The 24352-nt window shown below is 46.8% G+C and carries 27 protein-coding genes; 1 reads left to right on the top strand and 26 read right to left on the bottom strand.

Annotated elements, in window-relative coordinates; genetic code table 11:
* Window positions 1-26: 26 nt before the first annotated feature.
* From ACX9NY_RS03975 to spoIIIAA, 26 genes are all read right to left on the bottom strand, one after another.
* On the bottom strand, window positions 27-983 hold the full coding sequence (locus tag ACX9NY_RS03975; RefSeq protein WP_472477162.1) for a GGDEF domain-containing protein: 957 nt from the start codon (window positions 981-983) through the stop codon (window positions 27-29).
* 419 nt (window positions 984-1402) lie between these two features.
* On the bottom strand, window positions 1403-2209 hold the full coding sequence (gene spo0A, locus ACX9NY_RS03970) for a sporulation transcription factor Spo0A (RefSeq protein WP_062835258.1): 807 nt from the start codon (window positions 2207-2209) through the stop codon (window positions 1403-1405).
* Window positions 2210-2403: 194 nt separating this feature from the next.
* Entirely contained in the window at window positions 2404-3732 is a 1329-nt protein-coding gene (gene spoIVB, locus ACX9NY_RS03965) for a SpoIVB peptidase (protein ID WP_339235449.1), read from the bottom strand.
* Window positions 3733-3852: 120 nt separating this feature from the next.
* Window positions 3853-5571, bottom strand: a complete 1719-nt coding sequence (recN, locus tag ACX9NY_RS03960) for a DNA repair protein RecN (protein ID WP_339235453.1) — start codon at window positions 5569-5571, stop codon at window positions 3853-3855.
* A 54-nt stretch (window positions 5572-5625) separates the two neighbouring features.
* On the bottom strand, window positions 5626-6075 hold the full coding sequence (gene ahrC, locus ACX9NY_RS03955; protein ID WP_017687604.1) for a transcriptional regulator AhrC/ArgR: 450 nt from the start codon (window positions 6073-6075) through the stop codon (window positions 5626-5628).
* A gap of 84 nt (window positions 6076-6159) precedes the next feature.
* Window positions 6160-6645 carry a hypothetical protein gene (locus tag ACX9NY_RS03950; RefSeq protein ID WP_339235455.1) on the bottom strand — a complete coding sequence of 162 codons (486 nt, stop codon included), beginning with the start codon at window positions 6643-6645 and terminating at the stop codon, window positions 6160-6162.
* 84 nt (window positions 6646-6729) lie between these two features.
* The gene (locus tag ACX9NY_RS03945) at window positions 6730-7575 is read right to left on the bottom strand and encodes a TlyA family RNA methyltransferase (RefSeq protein ID WP_339235458.1); all 846 of its coding nucleotides are present in this window, start codon (window positions 7573-7575) and stop codon (window positions 6730-6732) included.
* A gap of 22 nt (window positions 7576-7597) precedes the next feature.
* Window positions 7598-9505 carry a 1-deoxy-D-xylulose-5-phosphate synthase gene (gene dxs, locus ACX9NY_RS03940; RefSeq protein WP_339235461.1) on the bottom strand — a complete coding sequence of 636 codons (1908 nt, stop codon included), beginning with the start codon at window positions 9503-9505 and terminating at the stop codon, window positions 7598-7600.
* Between the two features lie 283 nt (window positions 9506-9788).
* Window positions 9789-10694, bottom strand: a complete 906-nt coding sequence (locus ACX9NY_RS03935; protein WP_445252836.1) for a polyprenyl synthetase family protein — start codon at window positions 10692-10694, stop codon at window positions 9789-9791.
* Complete coding sequence (gene xseB, locus ACX9NY_RS03930; protein WP_017687599.1) at window positions 10687-10944, bottom strand: exodeoxyribonuclease VII small subunit; 258 nt, start codon at window positions 10942-10944, stop codon at window positions 10687-10689. The genes ACX9NY_RS03935 and xseB overlap by 8 nt, the downstream gene beginning before the upstream one ends.
* Window positions 10934-12298, bottom strand: a complete 1365-nt coding sequence (gene xseA, locus ACX9NY_RS03925; protein ID WP_339235466.1) for an exodeoxyribonuclease VII large subunit — start codon at window positions 12296-12298, stop codon at window positions 10934-10936. Before xseA ends, xseB begins: the two co-directional genes overlap by 11 nt.
* Before the next feature lie 10 nt (window positions 12299-12308).
* Window positions 12309-13166: a bifunctional methylenetetrahydrofolate dehydrogenase/methenyltetrahydrofolate cyclohydrolase FolD gene (gene folD / locus ACX9NY_RS03920; RefSeq protein WP_339235469.1), complete on the bottom strand. Its 858-nt coding sequence runs from the start codon at window positions 13164-13166 to the stop codon at window positions 12309-12311.
* A gap of 117 nt (window positions 13167-13283) precedes the next feature.
* Window positions 13284-13736, bottom strand: coding sequence for a transcription antitermination factor NusB (gene nusB / locus ACX9NY_RS03915; RefSeq protein ID WP_017687596.1), 453 nt, complete (start codon window positions 13734-13736; stop codon window positions 13284-13286).
* A gap of 221 nt (window positions 13737-13957) precedes the next feature.
* Window positions 13958-14191, bottom strand: coding sequence for a DUF2273 domain-containing protein (locus tag ACX9NY_RS03910; RefSeq protein WP_017687595.1), 234 nt, complete (start codon window positions 14189-14191; stop codon window positions 13958-13960).
* Window positions 14192-14205: 14 nt separating this feature from the next.
* The gene (gene amaP, locus ACX9NY_RS03905) at window positions 14206-14745 is read right to left on the bottom strand and encodes an alkaline shock response membrane anchor protein AmaP (RefSeq protein ID WP_339235472.1); all 540 of its coding nucleotides are present in this window, start codon (window positions 14743-14745) and stop codon (window positions 14206-14208) included.
* 146 nt (window positions 14746-14891) lie between these two features.
* Window positions 14892-15302, bottom strand: a complete 411-nt coding sequence (locus ACX9NY_RS03900; RefSeq protein ID WP_017687593.1) for an Asp23/Gls24 family envelope stress response protein — start codon at window positions 15300-15302, stop codon at window positions 14892-14894.
* 218 nt (window positions 15303-15520) lie between these two features.
* Complete coding sequence (accC, locus tag ACX9NY_RS03895; protein ID WP_339235475.1) at window positions 15521-16864, bottom strand: acetyl-CoA carboxylase biotin carboxylase subunit; 1344 nt, start codon at window positions 16862-16864, stop codon at window positions 15521-15523.
* A 55-nt stretch (window positions 16865-16919) separates the two neighbouring features.
* Window positions 16920-17384 carry an acetyl-CoA carboxylase biotin carboxyl carrier protein gene (accB, locus tag ACX9NY_RS03890; RefSeq protein ID WP_036614903.1) on the bottom strand — a complete coding sequence of 155 codons (465 nt, stop codon included), beginning with the start codon at window positions 17382-17384 and terminating at the stop codon, window positions 16920-16922.
* Window positions 17385-17523: 139 nt separating this feature from the next.
* A complete protein-coding gene (locus ACX9NY_RS03885; RefSeq protein ID WP_339235478.1) occupies window positions 17524-18342 on the bottom strand; it encodes a SpoIIIAH-like family protein in 819 nt (272 codons plus the stop codon).
* Window positions 18343-18408: 66 nt separating this feature from the next.
* Entirely contained in the window at window positions 18409-19047 is a 639-nt protein-coding gene (gene spoIIIAG, locus ACX9NY_RS03880; protein ID WP_017687589.1) for a stage III sporulation protein AG, read from the bottom strand.
* Between the two features lie 15 nt (window positions 19048-19062).
* Window positions 19063-19893, bottom strand: coding sequence for a stage III sporulation protein AF (gene spoIIIAF / locus ACX9NY_RS03875; RefSeq protein ID WP_339235481.1), 831 nt, complete (start codon window positions 19891-19893; stop codon window positions 19063-19065).
* A 31-nt stretch (window positions 19894-19924) separates the two neighbouring features.
* Window positions 19925-21115 carry a stage III sporulation protein AE gene (spoIIIAE, locus tag ACX9NY_RS03870; RefSeq protein WP_339235484.1) on the bottom strand — a complete coding sequence of 397 codons (1191 nt, stop codon included), beginning with the start codon at window positions 21113-21115 and terminating at the stop codon, window positions 19925-19927.
* Window positions 21116-21134: 19 nt separating this feature from the next.
* Window positions 21135-21524, bottom strand: a complete 390-nt coding sequence (spoIIIAD, locus tag ACX9NY_RS03865) for a stage III sporulation protein AD (protein WP_017687586.1) — start codon at window positions 21522-21524, stop codon at window positions 21135-21137.
* A gap of 32 nt (window positions 21525-21556) precedes the next feature.
* Window positions 21557-21760 carry a stage III sporulation protein AC gene (spoIIIAC, locus tag ACX9NY_RS03860; RefSeq protein WP_017687585.1) on the bottom strand — a complete coding sequence of 68 codons (204 nt, stop codon included), beginning with the start codon at window positions 21758-21760 and terminating at the stop codon, window positions 21557-21559.
* A 29-nt stretch (window positions 21761-21789) separates the two neighbouring features.
* On the bottom strand, window positions 21790-22308 hold the full coding sequence (gene spoIIIAB, locus ACX9NY_RS03855) for a stage III sporulation protein SpoIIIAB (RefSeq protein ID WP_339235486.1): 519 nt from the start codon (window positions 22306-22308) through the stop codon (window positions 21790-21792).
* Complete coding sequence (gene spoIIIAA / locus ACX9NY_RS03850) at window positions 22301-23305, bottom strand: stage III sporulation protein AA (protein WP_339235487.1); 1005 nt, start codon at window positions 23303-23305, stop codon at window positions 22301-22303. The genes spoIIIAB and spoIIIAA overlap by 8 nt, the downstream gene beginning before the upstream one ends.
* Before the next feature lie 263 nt (window positions 23306-23568).
* Between spoIIIAA and ACX9NY_RS03845 the strand changes: the two genes are divergently transcribed.
* Entirely contained in the window at window positions 23569-24318 is a 750-nt protein-coding gene (locus ACX9NY_RS03845; protein WP_339235489.1) for a 2-phosphosulfolactate phosphatase, read from the top strand.
* Window positions 24319-24352 lie beyond the last annotated feature (34 nt).

Genomic DNA, 24352 nt, shown 5'->3' with positions numbered 1-24352 from the left:
TTATTTCGTATGTGAATTCCACACTTCTAACATGGGTTGCTGACGGTATCATTTGCACAGATGATGCTGCCGGCAATCGCTTTACAACCTTTCTTGATGCGTGTGGCCTCATCAATGATCTGATCTATGTTTTCATATTTTTGCTTGCTATTGGTTACAACGGCGATCGAGACCGACACGAGAGGAATAGGCCCATTCAACCCGGAGCGTCCTTCCCCCAGAACATGTTGATGATGCCAATCATGTTCGTTGTAGAACGTCTTTTTCATTTTCTCAAAACCCGAAATGACTTCATCACTAATGCGCTTGTAATCATGGTGATTGAGAATCACAATAAAGTCATCACCACCGATATGTCCAATAAAAGCTTCGGGAAAAACAAAAAGCTTACGAAGCAAATTAGCTGTCGCCTGAATAAGCTGATCCCCCATTTTGAAGCCATAGCTATCATTGTAGGATTTGAATTGATCGAGATCAACGTATAGTACGCTAAAATGGTCCATCTGAAGAGCCTGAGATAGCCTTTCATTTATGATATGGTTACCTGGAAGGCCAGTCAGGGGATTCATAAAAATAGCCATTTCAGCGCGTACATCAGCAACAGCAAGCAGCAAACGGCGAATACTCACAGCTCCAAAGAAACTTTCTCCCGTCGTGACCAGCACAAGGTCATATATTTCCCCTTCATCTCGGTCCATCGCAAGAACACTGACATCTGTAATCTGTTCTGAATAATCCACAACCAGTGCCTGCGTGTTCATCACCAGTTCTACAGGACGTCCCATATACAGATTATAGCCATACTGAGTCCCAATCTGTTGAAAGAATCGTTGGCGCATCATCAAAGACACCCCCTTCTCCCCCATAACAGCTATACCTTCCAGATTGGAATTGGACTTGAACAGATGATAGACGATATCACATTTTGTATCAGATTGTACTACAGGAATTGGTTCAGCAATCTCGCCTATTTGCGTAAACATACGATTCTACTCCTTTGTTCGTAGCATCTAATCCGAACTTTTCAAATATATATGTAGGTCTTTGTCAATGGTCACATCGTACCACTTTCTACTCAAAAAAGCGTTAACTGAGGGTAAAAGTTTATGAAAGATTTCCTTCTACTGAAAATTAACTAAATCGTATTACTCTAATACTGAATCTCAAATGCTGGGAATAATTCGTATACAGATCAATTTCATCATTTTGCTTCATAATAGTTTAAAGCAAAAATACCGTCATTTACTGGATGCACTACATCCAATAAATGACGGTATTCGTTAGCATATCTCACAGATGTTGATCGCCATGAAATGTGCCAATTCAGATATTTATCGCCAAATTCATGCGGCTGGAAACTAATCTGAATACAAGTTTCCTCCCCGCATCACTCCTGATCCTTTCAGGACACCTTATGCTCAATTCTCAGCTTGTCTGCAACCATCGCGATGAATTCCGAGTTGGTTGGTTTCGACTTGCTGATGTTGATCGTGTAGCCAAACAGGTGGCTGATGCTGTCGATGTTACCACGCGTCCACGCCACTTCAATGGCATGACGAATCGCACGTTCGACGCGAGAAGGCGTCGTTTTGAATTTTTCGGCAATCGCCGGATATAATGTTTTGGTGATGGCTCCCAAAATTTCGATATTGTTATACACCATCGTAATCGCTTCGCGCAAATACTGATATCCCTTAATATGCGCAGGTACACCGATTTCATGTATGATGGACGTAATGCTTGCATCCAGATTTTTGTGTTTGCCCATTGGCACGACATTGGATTTCATAAACATGGATGAACCGCTGCTTGTAGACATCGCAGTCTGTGTTCCCACCAATTGACGTACACGGTTCGCAAGCACTTCCATGTCAAACGGCTTGAGAATGTAGTAGGAAGCTCCGAGTTGCACGGCACGCTGTGTGATATTCTCTTGTCCGAATGCCGTCAGCATAATGACTTTAGGCTGTGGAGACAGGTTCAGGTTGCGCAAGCGCTCAAGCACACCCAGACCGTCCAGATGAGGCATGATGATATCCAGAATCAATACATCCGGCACATCCCGAGTTTGCTCCAGCAATTGCAGTACTTCTTCTCCATTGTATGCAATACCGGTTACTTCCATATCTTCCTGCTCAGATATATATTCGGCAAGCAAATTCGTAAATTCACGATTATCATCGGCCAGCAATACCTCAATTTTTTGCAAAACGGTATCCTCCTTTAAATTAAACATCGTTTCGTACATTTCCTTACAGGTTAAATTTTCGACACAGCAAGTTAAATTCCTCCTGTCGAAAATTATTTTTCTTTATTTTTTTTTCTCAATCCTATATAATAAATAATTTATTTCATTATCCGATATATTATGTTTCGTTTCGACAAAAAAGAACCTCAGGCTGATTATCCAGCCTTGAGGTTCTTCGTGTTTTCCTTTTTCATCATCACACCAGCATCTTGTAACATCCATTCAATGAAGCAACCATAACCCGATTTCGGATCATTCACGAACACATGAGTAACTGCACCGATCAACTTACCATTTTGTACGATGGGGCTGCCGCTCATACCTTGAACGATGCCTCCGGTCTTATCCAGCAGTTTCGGGTCCGTAATTCGTAGTACCAGACCTTTCGTTGCTGGCTCCGTTTGATCTGCCACATGGACAATGTCAATGGAGAAGCGTTCAACTTGTTGACCGTCAACCACGGTAAGTATTTCGGCCGGTCCTTCTTTGACTTCATGTGAGAAAGCGACGGGAATACCTTTTGAATACAAACTGTGCTCAGGATTTCCGGACATTTTACCAAAGATGCCAAAAGCCGTATTGCGTTCAATATTGCCCAAAATTTTGCTTTCCTTGAGGAAATGAGCACGTTTTTCACCCGGATCACCGGTCTCACTTTTCGAAATGGACGTCACATTGGACTGAACAATCTGACCACTACCCACAACAATAGATGTTTGTGTATTCATATCTGTAATGACATGGCCCAGTGCGCCGTATACGCCCTGATCGGGAGCATAGAAGGTAAGTGTGCCAACGCCGGCTGCGGAATCACGAATGTATAAACCAAGCCTCCACGCTTGATCCTCGGAGTCATAAGCCGGAGTCAATCGAGTCTTGACCGTTTCATTACCACGTTTCAACACAACATCAATACCTTTTTTACTTTTCCCTGCAAGCTCAACGGCTTCAGAGACACCTGCCACGCCATCCAGACGTTTACCATCCATATGCGTGATCAGATCTCCGAGCTTAATGCCTGCGTTTTCTCCTGGCGATACACGCTCATCCTGCCCGGAATGGACTAGATGATGGCCAACCACCAGAATGCCTGCCGATTTCACTTTGACGCCAATCGTTTGACCCCCGGGTACAACACGCAAATCCGGTATCACATTCACATGCACTGTTTTGACCGGAATTTTCCCCCACAACTTCAACGTTAATTTGGCATGTCCCGTCTGTTGTGGGTTAAGATGCAAAGGTTGTTGACTCGTAACATGCATCGCGGCCTGATCATCCAAGCCAACAATATCCGGACGATCTACAACGGCGCTTGAAGCAGCAGGTACAGCTAGCCGGACATCTGCTTGCCTGCCAGCAAACACCTGCAATTCATCCGGCAGTGAAGCATAACTTTGCACAGGCTGAATGGCCTGGCTAATCACACAAAGAAAGAAGGCAAATAAAAGACCTAGCAATTTCTTCCTGAGGGGGGAATTCAATGGCTGTCACACTCCCTTTGCTTCTTTCGCTTGACGAAAGGTGGTCGCCAATTGCGTACCTTTAAGATAACCTTGCCCCCAGGCTTTTATTACTGTCAATCATTACGCTAGCCGTTCGTTTCACCCTTTTTTGGCTTCCGCCAAATTCAGCATTTCCTGTGCGTGATGCAGTGTTTTTTCTGTAATTTCCACACCACCTAGCATACGTGCCAATTCCTTCACTCTGCCTTCGTCTGACAGCGATTCCACTTGCGTCATCGTCCGTCCATCGTAGACATGTTTTTCAATGAGATACTGATGATCTGCCATACAAGCCACTTGTGGCAAGTGAGTTATTGAGAAAACCTGACAAGTCGAAGAGAGACGGAACAATTTTTCAGCAATGGATTGAGCCGCTCTACCGCTAACTCCAGTATCAACTTCATCAAAAATCAACACAGGTATCCGGTCATGTCGTGCAAAGATACTCTTCATCGCCAGCATCATTCGCGACAACTCGCCACCTGAAGCAATTTTGCCCAGTGGTCGTAATGGCTCGCCCGGATTCGGTGAGATCAGGAATTCCGCATTGTCAGCACCCTGACGATTCAGACGAATACGGCGTCCATTCCATTCTATACCCTTCGGATCTTCAAATGGGGTAATCTGAACACGCAGTGTTGTGCGTTCCATCTGCAGATCTTTGAGCTCACTTTCAACCTGTGCAGCAAGTTCTTCCGCGCATTGTTTGCGAACCTTGCTGAGTTCTTCAGCAGACTCCATCACAAGGTTAAGCATTTTGTCACGTTCAGCTCGCAATTTCTCCAGCCGTTCGTCCTTGTTCTCCAGTTGATCGGTTTCATGGCTAATCTGCTCATAATAACTCAGAATAAGTTCAACACTGTCACCGTATTTCCGTCTGAGGCCAGAAATAAGATTCAGCCTTTGTTCCACTTCTTCCAATCTTGCCGGATTGAATTCAATCTTCTCCCGATAATCCCTTAACTGGAATGTCGCATCTTCCAATTGATAAAATGCGGATTGCAGCTGCTCCACAATGGGTTGTAATCCTTTGCTGTCATATCCAGAAATGTCTTCAATTCTTGAAAGAGCAATGCTCACAGCTTCAAGCCCGCGTTGACCACTGAGCAGATCATATGCACCAGCGACACTGTCCATCATTTTCTCACTATGGGATAGTTTGACCCGTTCTTCCCCGAGTAATTCATCCTCGCCACGTGTAAGGCTTGCAGCTGCGATCTCCTCAAGCTGAAAGCGATACATGTCCAAGAGTTGATATGCCCGCTGACTCGACTCCTGAAGCGCACGAAGTTCTTTTTCCGCCGTGATAAACTTGCTGTAGCGTTCTTGGTACTTCGCTTTGACAGGTCCGATTACTTCCGAGCCATAGGTATCAAGAAGCCCCAGATGGCTCTCTGCACGCAGCAAACTCTGATGTTCATGTTGTCCATGGATATTGATTAACTTCTCGCCTACTTCACGCAGCATGGTCAGATTGACCAATTGTCCATTAATGCGGGACGTACTTTTCCCCTGAGTATTTAACTCACGTCGAATAACCAAATGCTCTTCCGGCTCACAATGGATACCAAGCTTCTCTAATGTCTGCCATACCGGATGACTTTGTTCCATCTCAAACAGAGCTTCCATCTCTGCCTTCTCGCATCCGTACCTAATCAAATCAGCCGAACTGCGTCCACCTGCAATTAAGCCAAGAGCATCTATAATGATCGACTTCCCTGCACCCGTTTCCCCTGAAAGTACATGGAATCCCGGATGGAATACAACGTCCACTTCTTCCACCACAGCCAGATTGCGAATCGATAACGTAACTAACATCTGCAAAAACACCTCCGGATGACTACCTCAGATATTATGTTTTTGAATCATTCATTAAGCAATATAACCCATGATCCGCTCAATAACGGTCACGCTGTTTCCTTCAGTCCTGCAAATAATAAGAATGGTATCATCTCCACAGATTGTGCCCATGACTTCATTCCACTCAATATTATCAAGCAGCGCTGCAATGGAGTTGGCTGTTCCTGGCAGACATTTCATCACAACCAGGTTGTTCGTGTGATCAATGTGCAGGAAGTTGTCAACCAGTGCACGCTTCAATTTTTGAATCGGATTATATCGTTGATCTGTCGGCAAAGAATATTTATACCGTCCGTCATCCATCGGGATCTTGATTAACAGTAGTTCCTTGATATCCCTGGATACCGTCGCTTGAGTCACCTGAAAACCTGATTTCCGCAGTGCTTCAACCAAATCATCCTGAGTCTCGATTTCATTTTGACTAATGATTTCACGAATCTTGATGTGCCTTTGTCCTTTCATACATGCCTCCAGTTAAATGTATTGCAATAAAGCAGCAATTGTAACCCGCCGCAGACTTTGCCCTGCAATGTTTATTCTTTTATATTAGTCCAGATCATCCCCATCATAAACATCTTCCTGATAGTCCATGAGCCTGATTAACTTAATATCGGAATCCTCCAAGTCAACATACAGCAATCCTTCACAGCCAGGATATAACAACAGATAATTGAGAAAGCGATCCCTGAGCGCAGGGCCGGTCATTTCAAGTGGCTGTCTGCGACGTGATGTTTTCACCAGGTATCTGAGATCCTCACGTTCTGCAACATAATCGATAAATAATCTGCTGTAATAAACGGATTCATTGGCTTCAAAAGCCAGAGGGACTTTCATTTTGCCACCGATAACTTCGTAACCCTGTGCTTCAAGCAAATCCAATGCAGGAGAATCCTGAATCTTCACGTTCAGTTGCATTCCAGACAAGCTTACCGGTATCGGTCGGTTTACCCAATTACGCAAGCCGAAGAACAACCACAAGATCAAACAGACAGCAAGTACACCTATAACGATTGTGTCATATTGACCATCCATTATCGCTCACCTCGAAGACATATTCGAGGTTCATTCCCGATTTCCCTTTACACCAATCATCTTTCCAGCGAAAAGAAACCCATCTTATGATGAGTTTCCCGTAAATGTATGAGCTGCTTCCTTGGCGACTTGCTCCGCAAGTGCATCAAGTGAAGCTGGATCGTTCTCTGGTTGTGATGCATCTGGTTCTTCCAGACGCCAATGTGCGAGAAATTCTATGTTCCCTTCTCCACCGGTTATCGGGGAAAAAGTTAAACTCTTCAGATGCAAACCAAGTTGACTGGCAAAATGAAGCATCGTCTGCAATACATCCTTGTGCACCTTCGTATCACGTACCACACCGGACTTGCCTACTTTTTCACGTCCTGCCTCAAATTGAGGTTTGATCAATGCAACGATATCTGCAGGTTGTCTCAGCAGAGCCAGAAGTGGCGGTAATATGATTCGCAGTGAAATGAACGACACATCAATGCTCGCAAAGTTCGGCACCGGTCCCGTCAGATCTTCAGGAGTGACATAGCGAAAGTTGGTTCGTTCCATAACCGTCACCCGCTCATCATTACGCAAAGACCAATCAAGCTGATTATAACCCACATCAATAGCGTAAACGTGAGACGCACCATGCTGTAGTGCACAATCCGTAAATCCACCGGTGGATGAACCAATGTCGAGCATGACAAATCCATTCATATCAAGGCCGAAATGACGGATCGCTTTTTCGAGCTTCAATCCGCCTCTGCCGACATAGGGATGTACCGAGCCTTTAACTTTCAGCTCGGCTTCCCTTGGAATTTTCATGCCCGCCTTTTCGATCGGCTCATTATTGGCATACACCAGTCCAGCCATGATTGCAGCTTTTGCCTTCTCACGGCTTTCATAATAGCCCTGCTCAACCAGCAGAACATCAATTCGTTCTTTCGGGAGTGACATGTATTTCTCCTATCATGTAGATTTACGAAGGAAAACGTGTTTTGGGGATGCCGTAAGATGATTGAACGGCCATCTTGCGCAGCTCAGCACATACATTCTCCACGGTAAGACCCACTTCCTCACGTTGTTCCTTAATACTGCCATGCTCAATGAAGCGATCCGGAATCCCCATTAATTGTACATGAACATCATGCAGTCCCTGTTCTGCATAGAACTCCAGCACTGCACTACCCATGCTACCTGCTTGGGATGCTTCTTCAAGTACAATCAATTTGGTTCCGCGAACAGCCAGATCACGCAGCATCTGCTCGTCAAGAGGTTTGAGGAAGCGTGCGTTGATTACGCCTGCTGTGATACCTTCCCGCTTCACCATCTCCGCTGCTTCTTCAGCAAGCTGTACCATCGACCCGGAAGCGATGACAGCATATCCCTCCGATGGACGCAGTTGCTCCCATGATCCGATTGGAATCGGAACAAGTACATCATCCAGAGGTACACCGACCACATTGTTTCGTGGATAACGGTAAGCAATTGGACCTTCATTATAATCAAGCGCCGTTTTCATCATATGGCGCAATTCATTTTCGTCTTTTGGCATCATCAGCACGATATTCGGAATATGACGCATGAATGCCACATCGTATACCCCTTGATGTGTTTCCCCATCCGGTCCAACAAATCCGGCACGGTCAATGGCAAACATCACGTTGGCGTTATGTCGGCATATATCATGTACAATCTGATCATATGCACGTTGCATGAATGTGGAATACACCGCGAAGACCGGCTTCAAGCCTTCCATAGCGAGTGCAGCACACATGGTGGCCGCATGCTGTTCTGCAATCCCTACGTCAATCATGCGATCAGGAAATTCCTTACTAAAAGGAATGAGACCAGATCCCGTAGGCATTGCCGGAGTTACCGCTACAATCCGCTTATCCTGCTTCGCAAGATCAATCAGCGTTTGACCGAACACTTCTGTGTACATCGGTTTTCCGACTGCTTTCAGCACTTGTCCCGATTCAATTTTGTACGGAGAAATCCCGTGCCACTTGTGCGAATCGGCTTCTGCTGGCTGATAGCCCTTACCTTTGGTTGTAAGTACATGGACCATGACTGGACCATCCACATTATCCGCCTGTGTAAAGGTTTCAATCAATTTGGGAATATCATGCCCATCAATCGGTCCCAAATATGTGAAGCCCAGTTCTTCAAAAAGAACACCTGGTACCATCATATATTTGACACTGTCTTTAATCCAGCTTGCCGATTTGGCCAAACGATCTCCAATAGCAGGAATTTTTTTAAGCATGCCCTCGACATCATCTTTTGCTTTCAGATAATGACGATCCGAACGAATTTTGCTCAAATATTTATGCATGGCCCCAACGTTTGGAGCAATGGACATTTCATTATCATTCAGAATAACCATCAGTTTTCTCTGCTCATGACCGATATGATTGAGAGCCTCAAAAGCCATACCACCAGTAAGCGCTCCATCACCAATCATCGCGATAACTTGGTTGTCCTCACCCTTCAGATCACGTGCAAGGGCCATCCCCATCGCAGCAGACAATGAGGTACTGCTGTGCCCGGCTTCCCATACATCATGTTCACTTTCGTTGCGTTTGACAAACCCGCACAGTCCGTTATGTTGACGCAATGTATCAAAGCGGTCCATACGTCCTGTCAGAACTTTGTGCACATAAGCCTGATGCCCTACATCAAAAATCATTTTGTCTGCCGGACTGTTATAGCAGTAATGCAGGGCTACCGTGAGCTCAACCACGCCTAAGTTAGGTGCGAGATGCCCCCCTGTAACGGACAGCTTCTCAATCAGAAACTGCCGGATCTCTGCCGACAAAAGGGCAAGATCATCCTGAGACATCGACTTTAGATCACTGGGTTGTTTAATTTGTGGAAGCAGCACGAGAATCTCCCCGCTTTCCTAGATTGTTTAGTTTATTGTTGTAAATCGATATATACATTATGAATCAAATAACATTAAATCATTATAACATAAAAGAATAAGAATCATAATTTCCTGCACTATACTCCCGATAACGAGCATTCTCGCCAGCAAGTTATTTAGAATTCTTCTCCATATGTATTCCCGCATCCACTCGGGACAGACTTATCCCATCCACTCGGAAAAAGGACATTACATTTATTACACGGTTATACAGGGTTTGAAACAGCGCATTTGTCAGAATCTAATGGTCTCGACTCATCAAATAATCTGCAATCTCCAGCAATCTCGATGCATCAGGTAACTCGGCTCTTTCAAGTGCATCTTTAGCAGATTGGGTAAGGGATTTTACTTCGTCTACAGAAGCCTCCATACCAATAAAATAAGGGTACGTTACCTTCTGCTGATTCACATCGCTTTGTGTTTTCTTGCCCATCTTCTGCTCGTCGCCCGTCAGGTCGAGAATATCATCCTGAATCTGGAACGCCAGGCCAAGATCACGGCCAAATACACGCAAGGCTTCCAATTGTCCTTCCGTTGCTCCACCAATTCGTGCTCCGGCAATGAGGGCAAAAACAATCAGGTCACCCGTTTTGTGCAGATGAATATATTGAAGCTGTGCAAGATCCGTCATGCCTTGTTCGCCTTCCATATCCGCAACCTGGCCGCCTACCATACCTCTTGCTCCAGCGAGTTCGGACATGTCCTCCACGATAGACAGCAATGCATCTGCTGCCACACCACTACGGCGTCCAGCTTGAACAATGCTATAAAAAGCATGAGTTAGCAGTGCATCGCCTGCCAATATGGCGGTTGCTTCACCATAAACCTTATGATTCGTTAATTTTCCCCTGCGGTAATCATCATTATCCATAGCGGGCAGGTCGTCGTGGATCAGTGAATAGGTATGAACCATCTCCACGGCGCAGGCTACCGGCATTGCAGCTGTACGCTGTGCACCGAAGGCTTCCGCCGCAGCAACGACCAGAAGAGGACGAAGGCGTTTGCCTCCGGCCATAAGTGAATACTGCATCGCATCAGTCAGCGATTGGGGTACATCCCAGTGATCAGGAAGCGTCTGTTTCAACGCTTCTGTCACCTCAGCTGTGACCTCTTCGAGGTATGCTTGAAACGAAGGACGATTACTCATGGACTTCACCGCTCTCATCGTCAGCAGTTCCGAAAGGCTTCTTGCGAAGCTCTCCATCTTCTTCTACGATCATCTCGATCTTACGTTCCACTTGTTCCAGCTTCAGACCGCAAAGTTGCGAAAGTTTCATCCCGCGCTGAAATAGATCGATGGCCTGCTCCAACGGAACATCACCATGTTCAAGCTGCCCTACGATGTCTTCCAACGCCGCCATTGCTTCTTCAAAATTCAATTCCGGTTCATTCGCCATGGGTATTGTCGTCCTCCTTCATTCCCCAAACCTGACAGTCCAGCTGTCCGTCTGTTAATTTAATCTTAATTGAATCTCCAGGCTGTACATCCTTCGTCGACTTGATCAACTGCTGTTCCTGCTCGTCATAGACAAGACTGTATCCTCGAGACATGACTTTAAGCGGGCTAAGCGCATCCAGATGCCGCACAGATGATTTCCACTGTTGCTGCTTCGATCTGGTTATGGATCTGATCGCAAGTTCCAGTTGTCTGCGTGCTGCCGCATTCTCGCGGCGTGCTGCATTGACCTGATCACGAGGATTGAATCGTTGCAGTGCCGCCCGAAGACGCTCCTGCTTCTCTCCAGTCCATTTCATACGCGTATCCACTGTTCTCAACAGCCGTTGATGCATCATATCCAGTCGTTCCGTGTGCTGCATCAAGGTACGTCTTGGATGAACAAGCACCGGCGAACGCTGTAATCTTGCGAGCCGTTCACGATTGTGGATAGCACGCTGACGCAAGCTGTGTTGTAACTGGCGCTGACGTTGTGCAATCTGATCCAGCAACTCAGCTCGATTAGGTACAGCCAGCTCCGCAGCAGCTGTTGGCGTCGCCGCACGCAGATCAGCCGCAAAATCCGCAATCGTAAAGTCCGTTTCGTGTCCAACTGCAGAAATAACAGGTATATCCGAAGCGACAATCGCTCTTGCCACTATCTCCTCGTTAAAAGCCCACAATTCCTCTAGTGAGCCGCCTCCACGTCCAACGATGAGTATGTCGGCTTCTCCCATCCGGTTCAAGTTGCCAATCGCCTTAACAATGGAAGGCGCAGCACCTTTGCCTTGAACCAGCACAGGATATAAAACCACTTTAGCAGATGGATACCTGCGCTGAAGTGTAATCATGATGTCCCGTACCGCTGCTCCCGTCGGTGAAGTAACAACACCAATGGTCTGCGGATAACGCGGGATCTCTCTTTTGCGCGAAGGTGAAAATAAGCCTTCATCCTCCAGCTTTTTCTTCAGCTGTTCGTAAGCCAGATACAGACTGCCGATCCCGTCCGGCTGCATGTGAGTAGCGTAGAATTGATACTGCCCATCCCGTTCATACACCGAGACATTACCACGGGCAATAACCCTTGCACCCTCCTTCGGTACAAAGGGTAATCGCTGGTTATGGGAGGCAAACATAATCGACTTAATCCGGCTGTCCTTGTCCTTCAATGTAAAATACATATGGCCGCTGGAGTGATGTGTGAAATTGGATATCTCTCCGCGTAACCAAACGTCCGACAGGACCTGATCCGATTCCAGTTTCATCCGAATGTATCGGTTCAGGTCTTTGATGGAGTAGATCTTTTGATCTGCCACAGACAGAGCCCTAGGCCAATCCGTGAGCGCGTTTGGCAGCGATCAGTGTATTTTGCATCAGCATTGTGATTGTCATTGGACCAACACCACCAGGAACCGGTGTAATTGGACCAGATACTGCCTTCACGCTCTCAAAGTCTACATCTCCTGCCAGTTTGCCGTTCTCCAAACGGTTCATGCCGACATCGATGACCACAGCACCCGGTTTAACAAAATCAGCATCCACAAAGTTTGCACGACCGATAGCTACCACCAAAATATCAGCCTGACGCGTGATTTCTTTCATGTTTGCTGTGCGGGAGTGACACATGGTTACCGTTGCATTCTCGCGTTGGAGCAACAGCGATACCGGTTTGCCAACGATATTGCTTCTTCCGATAACCACTGCATGTTTACCAGACATTTCGAGTCCAGTACGCTTGATCAGTTCAATGACACCTGCTGGGGTACATGGAAGCAGACTATCGTCTCCAATCACGAGATTACCAACATTAACTGGATGGAATCCATCTACGTCTTTATCCACAGCAATCGCATCAATGACCGCTTTCTCTTCGATATGTTTCGGCAGTGGGAGTTGAACCAAAATTCCGTTAATGGATTGTTGATTGTTCAGCTTGTCCACCAGCGCGAGCAGATCTTCTTGGGATGTGTCTGCATCCAAACGATGCACTTCGGAGTAGAATCCGAGGTCATGACATGCTTTTTCTTTATTACGCACATATACTTGGGATGCCGGATCTTCCCCGACGAGCACAACAGCCAGACCAGGTACTACCCCCTGTTCGCTAAGCTGTTTTACTTCTGCTGTCATGCTTGCGCGGATCTCTTGGGATACTTCTTTACCGTTAATAATAGATGCTGTCATTGTACTCTCTCTCCCTTATGTGAATATAAAATTAGAGGTTGTTCAAAAAAACCGCTTTTGATTACGAGGAGCACTGAAAACCGGTCCTTTTGAACACGCACTATGGTTAATCATAACTTAAGACAATTTTGCTTTAATGGCATCAACTTCCTGAATCATGCGTCCAAGTACGCCATTGACAAACTTGCCGGATTCTTCTGTACCAAAATATTTGGACAGTTCAATCGCTTCATTGACAGAAACCTTTGCCGGAATGTCATCACGGAACACCATTTCATACGTAGACAGTCGTAAAATCTGGCGATCTACACGCGAAAGACGGCTAATCTGCCAACCTTTCAAATAATCCACGAGCAATCCGTCGATGGCTTCCTTATTGTTCCAAGCTCCTTGTACAATCTCAGTAACATAAGTACGCATTACATCTGCATCGCGAATAACCACTTCGGTTTCATTATCTTCAGCAGCTTCATTGATCAACATGTTTACAGCTTCTGCTGCACCCACCTCATTCATTTCCATCTGATACAGACTTTGTACTGCAATTTCCCTTGCCAAACGTCTTTTCATGTCCTGCCTCCTGCAGCGCTCCTTCTGGAGCGTCATCATGCTTATTTTATAATCCATGCAACCATCTCATCAAGTCCTCAAGGGATTAGTCGATGGCTTCCACGGTATTGTTATTGTTATCTCTTTTCACAAAAAAACCTGCAATACGTCTCCTCCAAAAAACGGGCAACCTAAACTACAGCTCTATTTTCGGAAGAAACATATTGCAGGGTTCAGGTAGGTCATTTAAACGGACGCCAGCGATCGCCCAGCCATTGTCCCCACTCCCTCCAGGGAATGGACGAACCCAGCTTCGAATCGCTTCGTCTGCCTAACGTATAACCGATGAACACCAAAAGTGCAAAGAACAACATATCCCAAAAACCGATCCATACATAAAGAAATCCAAAAAAGATGCCGCCGATAATTCCGGTAATTCGGCCTCTATGACTATCCCAAATCTCTTTCCACAGCATCAGTGAAACTCACCTCATTCCACTCGACTCTTGTAGTTAGGCGACTGGGTTACATTGGCGATATACACCGTTACAAAAGAAACCGGGATGCCCGTGATCTCTTGTACATGATCATGTATCGCCTTTTGCAGATCAGAAGTCAGCGCAGGAATAGGTGTCTCACCATCCACTACCGCACGAATCATAATCTCCAGTCCTGACTCAACCACGCGTATGCGTGCCTTGACATCACGTACTCCCCGGAACCGGGAAGTTGCCTTCAAACAGAGATTCTCAATCGTCTCCATCGAAATCTGTACATCACCAAACTCCGTACGTTGATCTACAGACGGCAACGATGCACGCTCACGCCGAACCGAGATGTAGAAAAATCGCAAACTCAGGACAAACAAAATGGCTGCTGCAATAACCGATGCAACAATAACGTTTTGTTCCTGCTGATAATTCAATTCGTAAGGCAGCACACCGCTGATCAGAAGAATGACGGCTGCCGATATTGCTCCAACGCTTATGCTGTATATAAACAACAGAAGCCGATCCAGTATTTTAGCCACGAACTGCACAGCCTCCCTTGCTCACTAACATGACTTAACCTGTTCACTAGCAAAAATGAGATCGTCATCTAGCTTTCACTATAATGAAGACCTGTCCAAGACGGGGATAACCCCCGGCAGAATATGCCGGGGGAATCTGTCTTCTTTTATTTTACGCGCTGACTGTTCAGGTCGATCTCTTCCACTTTCTCGGTGCTCTTGAACTGAACGTCATGAATGTGCACATTCACTTCATTCACATTCAATCCTGTCATGTTCTCAATGGAACGTTTCACGTTCTGTTGAATCTCCGTAGCTACCTGTGGCAGACGGTATCCGTACTCGATAATTACGGAAACATCAACTGCAGCTTCACGTTGGCCCACTTCAACTTTAACACCTTTGGAAAGATTTTTGCGGCCAAGCAATTCAGCAAATCCGCCAGCGAATCCGCCACTCATGCCTGCAACACCCTTTACTTCAAGGGTTGCCAATCCAGCAATCACTTCAATAACTTCAGGTGCGATTTGGATTTCACCGATATCCGTTCGTTCAAATTCAGTCGGTAGTGTACTCATAACTGTTCAACACACCTTTCGCGAGATAAGTTTGCGGCCATCCGTCAGGGCGCTGGACTCAGGTTAGATAACCTTCAGAACCCTTCCGGTCCGGCTTTACCGGAACTCCTGCAAACATCCGCGAGGTGCGGGCTTATCCTTTGCAGGAGACATGCGCTCTTATTATTACATACTATATCATTTGGGCTACATTATGACAAACAAGCCCAATATACCTATTAAATCTCGTTTTCCTCAAGAAATTTGATATCAAAGTCACCACGAATGAACGTTGGGTGCTCCAGCAATTTCTGATGGAAAGGAATGGTTGTAGATATGCCCTCAATCGCAAATTCCCCAAGTGCACGCTTCATCTTGGCAATCGCCTCTTCACGATTCGCTCCCCACACAATCAATTTTGCGATCATGGAGTCGTAGAAAGGTGAAATGGTATAACCAGGATACGCAGCACTATCTACACGAACGCCAGGTCCTCCTGGTGCAAGGTAGAATCCGATTTTGCCTGGTGATGGCATAAAGTTACGGTCCGGATCTTCTGCATTGATACGACATTCGATGGACCAGCCATTGATAACCACGTCTTCCTGACGGAATGAAAGTGGGTTGCCTTCCGCTACAGAGATCATCTCACGGATCAGATCCACGCCAGTAACCATCTCAGTTACCGGGTGCTCTACCTGAATACGCGTATTCATCTCCATGAAATAGAACTCGCCATTCGGGCTGAGCAGAAACTCCAATGTACCTGCTCCAGAGTAATCCACAGCAAGGGCAGCCCGTACCGCAGCTTCGCCCATAAGTGTACGCACATCTTCGGAGAGAATCGGACATGGAGCTTCTTCTACCAATTTCTGGCGGCGACGCTGAACCGAGCAATCACGCTCTCCCAAATGTGCTGCATTTCCGTGTTTATCAGCAATAATCTGAATTTCCACGTGTTTCATGCCTGTCAGGAATTTCTCCAGATACACACCTGCATTACCAAATGCCTTTTGTGCTTCCTGCTGAGCAGCCGTAATCTGCTTAATCAGCGTCTCTTCATCTTCGGCAATACGAATCCCCTTACCTCCGCCACCGGCAGTAGCTTTGATAATGATAGGATATCCGATATCTCTAGCAATCATGATGGCTTCTTCCATACTTTCGACGAGACCGTCTGATCCAGGAATAACAGGTACTCCTGCATCTTTCATCGTCTGTTTGGCAACAGCCTTGTCCCCCATTTTGGTAATGGCTTCGGGTGAAGGGCCGATGAATGTAATGTTGCAGGAACCACAGATTTCTGCAAAGTCAGCATTCTCCGCCAAAAAACCATAACCAGGGTGGATTGCATCACATTCCGTCAGGGTAGCTACACTCATCAGGTTGGTGAAGTTCAGATAACTGTCCTTGGACAGTGTCGGTCCGATACAGTAAGCCTCATCTGCAAGACGAACATGCAGAGAATCCTTGTCCGCTTCCGAATAGACGGCTACCGTTGAGATGCCGATTTCGCGGCAGGCACGAATAATACGTACCGCAATCTCTCCACGGTTCGCAATCAATATTTTTTGAAATTTCATTTCGTTTTGTCCTCCTTCGAAGCTCATGCGGTTAGCTGTTAACCAGCTATAACGGTTATTCCGGTTTCACCAGGAAAAGGGGCTGCCCATACTCGACCAGCTGTCCGTTCTCAACCAGCACTTCAACGATTTCTCCCTTGATGTCCGCATCAAGCTCGTTCATCAGCTTCATGGCTTCGATGATACATACCGTTGTTTTCTCAACAACTTTATCACCTGCGCTCACAAAAGGACCCGCTTCCGGCGAGGAAGCTCTGTAAAAAGTACCTACCATCGGAGATACAATTTTATGTAAATGACTTGTAGTATCGACCTGCGGTGCAGCTTCACTTACCACTGCTGCCGGCTGTACTTGCGGAGCAGCAATCATTTGCGGTTGCACAGCAGCTGCTTGAACATACTCCGTTTTGCCCGGTTTGCGGATCGATAACCGTGATCCTTCATTTTCAATTTCCAACTCTTGAACGGAACTTTCATCTACCAGTTTGATCAGTTCTTTAATCTCACTCAATTTAAACATTTCCATTATTCACTCCTTCGGCATCATGCCAGTCTCACTAGGACGGTCATATGGCTTTATGTATTATATCATAATCATTAAAAATGGAAAGAGCCCGAGAGTGGAACAAGCTCCCGGGACTGCTTTTCCATGATTTGGATTACTGCTCTGTGACGTATTGCACACTGATTTTGTTCTGTGAAACGGCTAATTCTTTCATCACCAGATCCACAATGGATACCGCCTGTTTTACATCCAGTTTGTCACTGAGGACCACCACTTTATACTTGTCGGATTCTTCTTGAACAATCGCATTGGCGAACTGTTGGGAGAGGGTCTCCTCAATGCCTGTGATTTTGGCTTCTTTTTCTTCCAAGGTACGGAGCTGCTCCGTTGCTTTTGCATTCTCTTCTGGTGTTTTACTCAAGTCGCCTGCCACAGTCATCAGTTCCTCATACTTGCGATTGTTGCTCTCTTCACGCTGCCATTGATAGTTCTGGAACTGGCTGCTCGCAGATGCTGCCGTATTCTGCTCTTCCATTTCCTTGAGGACTTCCTCATCAGTCTTGGTTGCAGTGCCCCCAGCCTGACCGTCTGTCTCCGGTGTGGTTGCTGCCCCTTTGTCGGTCTCTTTGCCTGTTTCACCCTTATTCTCTCCCGGTTCGGCAGCAGGTGTTTTCTCTGTATTTCCAGCTTCTTTACCTTCCGTAGCCGCCGGTTCTTCCACAGCGCCAGCCGCACTTGGATCACTTTCAACTTCGCCGCTACTTACTACTTCATTCACAACCAATCCTTCTGTAGGATCAAGAATGCCTGCCGTCTCCTTCGCTTCCCCTTGCTTGATTCCATCGACTTGCTGACTGTCAGCCACCGGCGCGTTGATTGGACCGGAATCTTCAGTGAACAGATAATACGCGGACAAAATGACCATCAGACTCAGCATGGAAACGAGCCATACCGTTTGACGTTTGTTATTCATTAGAACTTCCTCCTCAAATTAGCTTCAATCTTATGAGAATTGAATCTTGTGATTCAACAAACCAAATTAGTCTTGTTTGCGTGGTACAACCGAGATCCGGTAGGCTGCCACATTCAGTCCTTTTTCTACAGCATCGGTTATCAGGTCCTTCACAACCTTGTTCTCTGCACCCCTCGCAACCACAAGCACACCACGGATCTGCGGTTTGAGCTTTTTGGTCACTATGGGTGTCTGATCCCCTGATATTTCGTACGTAATAATCTCACCATCACGGGTGTATTGCGTCATATGTCGTTTGCCCCCGCTGGCATCCGTTTCTTCGGTAAGTTGCTGAGAATCCTTAACGTTCCGCTGAACGACCAGTTCTTCTGTGGAGTCCACGGTAACCATCACATCAACTGTCCCCACACCAACGATGTTTTCCAACACACCTTTGATTTTGTCTTCAAATGCAATTTCGATCGCCTGAAAAGGATTCTGTTCCGACGGATCACTCTGTATGGATGCCATGGATGTTGCCGGGTCCGGTGGTTCCCGACCGATATTTTCGGAATCAATTTTTTTGACATTGACAAAGGAATTGAACAGCATGATTCCCACGCCGATCAAACCAAGGATAATCAGCCAACGGAAGGTTTGACTCCGCCTTGCCCCACCCTCTCCGCCACCCATCCAGGTTTCCATCTTTTTGAACCATTGTTTCATCGGATACCCTCCTTCTCAGAGCACTTCAGCACTTTTCGGTTCTGTCACTTGAACTTTATTTGCATCAACATCCCACTTTTCAGTCAACAAGGTAATAATCTGCACTGCATGTTCAGACCTTGTGGATGTCTCACCTTGTTGCTTAGTTTCATCTGCTTGATCACGTATAACAGGCTCGGAAGACGCTTCATTTCCATCACGCTGTCCTTTATTTACATCAATCTGTACATCAGGTACTTCAATCTGACTGATCTGGATGGGCTGCTGCATTTGAGATGACTTATCCTTGTCGGTTGCTGTGTCTGTACCGAATATGGGTTGTGTATTTACAGCGACTTCTTGCTGTGTAGCTTTCACTTCACTTCCTGCGTCCTCTCCTGCCATCTCAACCAACACACGCTGGATCACAGGCAGTTCGACGGATGAGGCAGCTTCCATCTCGGTTTCATATTTACTCATTGCTAGCTGTACCTCTACGGATCGAACCCTCGCTCCTGTGGTTTCTTCAATCTGGCCTTTCATGACATTAGCCAGTTCTTTTGCTGTCCATTGCAGGGATTGTTCCTGTTCACCCGCTTGCAGTCGTTTTCCCTGAGCCAAAATCTGTTCAAGTGTTGCATTCCCATCCGATGGAGCATCCATTGCCGACATTGCCCGTTTCAGTTCGCCAACCGGATCACTTTTGAGCAGCTTGGTTATGGGTGATAAAAGGGTCAGCAGGATGAGAAGGCTCAGCACAAGCTTGACGTAACGTTCCATGGATCGATTCGGCAATAGCATATCCACGAAAGTCGCCAGCAGAACGATCATAATCAATTCCTGGAGCCAGTTGCTCAGCCACCCCATCCTTTCCATCCCCTTTCTTGCCAACATACATTCAGCGCATCATGACAGTCAGATTGCCCGCGGTCAGCAGGATGGTAATTGCCAGGAAAAACATCAGTCCGACGGCTGCGAGCGCCGCAAATACATAAATCATGCTCTTACCAATGGCCTGCAGGCATCCTACAATCGGGGTGTCTCCTAGCGGTTGCATGATGGCTCCCGTTACGTTGTATATCAAGGCAAGAGCCAGGATCTTGAGTGCCGGAAAGGCACATAGAAACAAAATGATGATCACCCCGGTGAGTCCAATTGCATTTTTCACCAGTAGAGAAGCTGTAATGACCGTATCCGTCGCATCCGCAAATGTTCTGCCCACAACAGGGACAAAGTTACCTGCGATGTACTTGGCGGCCTTCAGGCTGACTCCATCCGCTACGGAACCCGATGCCCCCTGAACCGAGATTACGCCCAAAAACATGGTCAACAGGATACCCAGCAATGCCACACTAATATTGCGCAGGAGGTCTGCCAGCTGTGTCAGCTTGTACTTGTCAGACAATGAACTGACGAGATGCAGAACAGCTGAGAAGAAGAGTAACGGGAATACCAGCAAGTGAATCAATGTACTCACCAGATGAATCATGAAAATGATGAGTGGATGGGTCACGGAGACGGTGATGACATTCCCCATGGACGCGAGCAGTGTGAATAACAAGGGAACCATGGCCATCATGAAGTTGATCATGCCGGTAATGGCATCCTTGGCGTATCCAATCGCCACACTGAAGCTGTTGATTGCAATGATGATGATGACCATATAACAGATGGAATAGGCGATTTTGCTAATATTATTTTTCTCAAATGCGGTCTGAAGGGTCTCCAGAATCATGCTGAGTACGCTTAACATCACAATCGTGACCAGAAGCTTGCCATTATATAAAATTTCATGCAGCATGAAGGTGCCTATGGCTACAAACACCGATTTCAGGCTGAACCCTTCATTGCCGGGGATTAACATATCCATGAAGGAAGGGGTCTTCCCATCCGGGAAGAAACCACCGTATTGTTGCATCAGTTGGTCCCAGTATTTCTCCACCTGATCCTTGGGAAGCTGATCCGCCTGTTGCTCCATCCACTCACCGGAAGGTGCACTTGCAGTCACCTGTCCCAGGACTCCGAACAGAAAACAGAGCATCAGCACAACCGTAAGGCGCCACTGCGGCTTATGATGCATTAATTTCATATAAGTCCGCACACCCCTTCTACACCGGCATCAGCTTCATGACGGTTTCGATAATAATGCTGATGATCGGTATAGCAAGTACAAGGATCAATACCTTACCGGCCAGTTCAATCTTGGACGCAATGCTCTCCTGACCTGCATCCCTGACAATCTGCGCTCCAAATTCAGCAATGTACGCTATGCCAATAATTTTCAGCACCGTTTTCAGATAGATACTTTCCATGCCTGAGTTCTCGGCAAGCCGCTTCAACACTTCGATGACTGCACCGATTTTGCCAATCAACAACATGAAGATGACAATGCCGGTCGCGGCTGCAATCAGAAAGGCAAACATCGGTTTCTGTTCCTTAATGACCAGAATGAGTACTGTTGCGATGAGCGCCAAACCTACAACTTGTATAATTTCCACAGGTCACCACCATCCGGCTTTATGACCGTTTTTCATTGAAAAAGAAATATCGATTTGATCTCTTGCAGCAGGCTGTCCAACATACGGACCACCATGAACAATACAACGACAAATCCGATTACGGTCACCCAGTGAGCCATATCTTCCTTTCCCATTTGTTTCAGTACCGTGTGAATCATGGCAATGATGATTCCGATACCCGCAATTTGAAAGATTGCGTTCACTTCTAGATTCATGACCTTGGCACCTCACTATCCCGGCTATTTCAGAAGATCAGAATGACGATTAACGCTCCGACAAGCATCCCGAGGCTTCGGCTCATTCGTTCATATTTCATTTGATCCGCCTGAGCACGGGATTCCTCATGCATTAGTTGTTGAATGGCTAACGATATATGTTTGGTCTGATCCTGACGGTCACTTGTGCCAAGGCTGAAGCTTAATTGCATCATGACCTCACGCTCGTCAGCCTTCATGGCTGATCTTCCCCATGCCACATCCACGCCTGACTGCAGACTTTCGCGGGCGGTGAGTCCATGGGGAGGTTCCATCTGTGTGGCTGCATGAAGGAACAGCGTCTTAACAGGTTCTTTGGTCTGGGCTCCCATCTTGCCCATGGCATCGGGAAGTGGAGTGAGCCCATAGTTAATCTCCGTCATTAGTCGCTGGAGGGCCGCAATGAGTTCGCGCAACTGTCTCGGTCTTAATGCATACTGTCTGGCCTTGTAAAAACCGGCGAGGGTGCTGGCTAATAGAATGATTACCGCACCAAGCATGTTAACCAAATCCTTCACCTCCTGCCCCGCTCTGCTGCAACCCACGCATTTTGCCATCAGCCAGCCGAAAGGTCATGCCCCGGCTCGTCCGTTGCAGCTGGACATAACGTTGAAACATCTGTTCTGTAATTAAGGTTCTGAGGGCGGGTCTGGCCGACAGCTCCGACAGGTCACGGCCATGAGCAGTCGCGATCACAGAGACTCCTGCATGCAGGGCTTCCATCACCGCCTCAGCATCCTCCGGGCGACCGATCTCGTCCACAATCAGGACATCGGGCGACATGGATCGAAGCATCATCATCATGCCCTCAGCCTTCGGACAACCGTCCATCACATCAGTTCGGGGACCTACGTCGAAGCCAGGTACTCCTTTGTAGCTACCAGCGATTTCGGACCTTTCATCCACAATGCCTACTTTCAGACGTGGACGAATGCCTTGAACCAGTTCATTGCCCCCTGTAAGCTTTGTACCACTGCTAATTTGTCTCGCCAGATCTCGCAGCAACGTCGTTTTTCCTTGTTGTGGTGGTGACAGGATTAACGTGTGCAGGACCTGTCCGCTCTTCATGTCGAGAAGGTAAGGAAGGATACGATCAGCCACTCCATGTACCTCACGGGCTATCCGAACGTTAAACCCGTTGATGTCGCGCAAGTATTCAACACGCCCATCACTTAGTACCGTCCGGCCAGCAAGTCCGATTCGATGTCCGCCAGGTATGGTGATGAACCCTTTGCGCAGCTCCTCTTCCAATGTATAAAGTGAATGATTACTGATCAGATCCAGCAACCTGTGGGTCACTTCTTTCTGAGGGACATACGCTTCATCAGGATTCCCGGTCGGACAACCTTGAGGTGTCAGGAAGTGGTATGTGTTGTCTGCATTAATCTCCAGGGGTCTGCCTTCACGAATACGTACTTCCTCCACTTGTTCCAATAGAGCGGGTGGCATCCTTCCGAGAATGGTTCGAATCGGTTCCGGAAAAAGTTCCTTCCAGTTCACCTTCATGAGTAGGCTCCTCCAACCTTGAGATCATTTGGTTCACGCTTCTGGCGCTTGTTCATATCTCAAGTTTATGCCTGTACATTTAATTTATGACGCTGAAATCTATCAATTCTTCAGAATACGGTTGAGAGTTGAAAGCATAGATCCACCTTCTGTTCTAGGCACCCGTCTAGATGCGCATGCATACAGTAATGGCAGATAGGTAAGTTCCATTCGGGTTCAAAACAGAACTACCGATCCCCAGATACAGAAAGGAGCTGTGGGGAGTGCGAGTCGATGTCGTTGGCAATGTGAATGAAGTACGTACCATTGATATTGCAGGGCGAAGTGCAGTTGTCATTGATGTATTGTGTACGACCAGTACAATTGTTACGGCTCTGGCGTATGACGCTTCGGCTGTGATTGCCGTAGAGACGGTTCCACAAGCCAAACAAATGGAAGTGAAAGATTGCATTCGAGGCGGAGAGCGTTTTGACAAAAAAATCACCGGATTTGAGGTGGGAAATTCCCCCTATGAATATATGACCGCAGGCATTGCAGATAAAACCATTATTCTAACCACAACCGATGGAACCCGAGCTTTGATCAAGGCTTCCAAGGGGAAACATGTATTCGCTGGTTCATTCCTCAATGTGCAGGCTGTTGCAGCAGTTCTATGTGAACTTCAACGAGATGTATTGCTGTTATGTGCGGGGAACCAGGATGAATTTGCACTGGAGGACGCTTTATGTGCCGGATGTATCATCGATGAACTGCACCGTCAATCCTGTTCTCCCCTCCAACTAAACGATCTCGGCACAGTGCTTCATCAAGCGGTATCCCAAAAACAGGAGAGCATCCCGGATCTGGTGCAAAAATCGGTTAGCGGACGGAGGCTTGAAAAGTTAGGCAGAGTTCATGATATATCGTATTGTTCTCAATTAAACCTGCTGGATTGCGTTCCCGAGATGGGGGAGGGGAACCGCATGCAACCTTATAGAGGCATACGTGGGGGGAAGATGTTCAAGTTAATGTGAGAATGGCGATGAGTAAAACAAAAAAAAGGTGTAC

This window comes from Paenibacillus sp. CB74, from assembly GCF_055687625.1.
The sequence above is the reverse complement of the archived record's forward strand: the minus strand, read 5'-3'. Positions and strand labels throughout refer to the sequence as shown.

Excerpts from the sequence above, each read along its gene's own strand:
- ACX9NY_RS03975 (WP_472477162.1), bottom strand. The coding sequence starts at position 983 with ATGTTTACGCAAATAGGCGAGATTGCTGAACCAATTCCTGTAGTACAA.
- recN (WP_339235453.1), bottom strand. The coding sequence starts at position 5,571 with ATGTTAGTTACGTTATCGATTCGCAATCTGGCTGTGGTGGAAGAAGTG.
- ahrC (WP_017687604.1), bottom strand. The coding sequence starts at position 6,075 with ATGAAAGGACAAAGGCACATCAAGATTCGTGAAATCATTAGTCAAAAT.
- ACX9NY_RS03950 (WP_339235455.1), bottom strand. The coding sequence starts at position 6,645 with ATGGATGGTCAATATGACACAATCGTTATAGGTGTACTTGCTGTCTGT.
- ACX9NY_RS03945 (WP_339235458.1), bottom strand. The coding sequence starts at position 7,575 with ATGTCACTCCCGAAAGAACGAATTGATGTTCTGCTGGTTGAGCAGGGC.
- ACX9NY_RS03935 (WP_445252836.1), bottom strand. The coding sequence starts at position 10,694 with ATGAGTAATCGTCCTTCGTTTCAAGCATACCTCGAAGAGGTCACAGCT.
- xseB (WP_017687599.1), bottom strand. The coding sequence starts at position 10,944 with ATGGCGAATGAACCGGAATTGAATTTTGAAGAAGCAATGGCGGCGTTG.
- folD (WP_339235469.1), bottom strand. The coding sequence starts at position 13,166 with ATGACAGCATCTATTATTAACGGTAAAGAAGTATCCCAAGAGATCCGC.
- nusB (WP_017687596.1), bottom strand. The coding sequence starts at position 13,736 with ATGAAAAGACGTTTGGCAAGGGAAATTGCAGTACAAAGTCTGTATCAG.
- ACX9NY_RS03910 (WP_017687595.1), bottom strand. The coding sequence starts at position 14,191 with ATGCTGTGGAAAGAGATTTGGGATAGTCATAGAGGCCGAATTACCGGA.
- ACX9NY_RS03900 (WP_017687593.1), bottom strand. The coding sequence starts at position 15,302 with ATGAGTACACTACCGACTGAATTTGAACGAACGGATATCGGTGAAATC.
- accC (WP_339235475.1), bottom strand. The coding sequence starts at position 16,864 with ATGAAATTTCAAAAAATATTGATTGCGAACCGTGGAGAGATTGCGGTA.
- accB (WP_036614903.1), bottom strand. The coding sequence starts at position 17,384 with ATGTTTAAATTGAGTGAGATTAAAGAACTGATCAAACTGGTAGATGAA.
- ACX9NY_RS03885 (WP_339235478.1), bottom strand. The coding sequence starts at position 18,342 with ATGAATAACAAACGTCAAACGGTATGGCTCGTTTCCATGCTGAGTCTG.
- spoIIIAG (WP_017687589.1), bottom strand. The coding sequence starts at position 19,047 with ATGAAACAATGGTTCAAAAAGATGGAAACCTGGATGGGTGGCGGAGAG.
- spoIIIAF (WP_339235481.1), bottom strand. The coding sequence starts at position 19,893 with ATGGGGTGGCTGAGCAACTGGCTCCAGGAATTGATTATGATCGTTCTG.
- spoIIIAE (WP_339235484.1), bottom strand. The coding sequence starts at position 21,115 with ATGAAATTAATGCATCATAAGCCGCAGTGGCGCCTTACGGTTGTGCTG.
- spoIIIAC (WP_017687585.1), bottom strand. The coding sequence starts at position 21,760 with ATGAATCTAGAAGTGAACGCAATCTTTCAAATTGCGGGTATCGGAATC.
- spoIIIAA (WP_339235487.1), bottom strand. The coding sequence starts at position 23,305 with ATGAAGGTGAACTGGAAGGAACTTTTTCCGGAACCGATTCGAACCATT.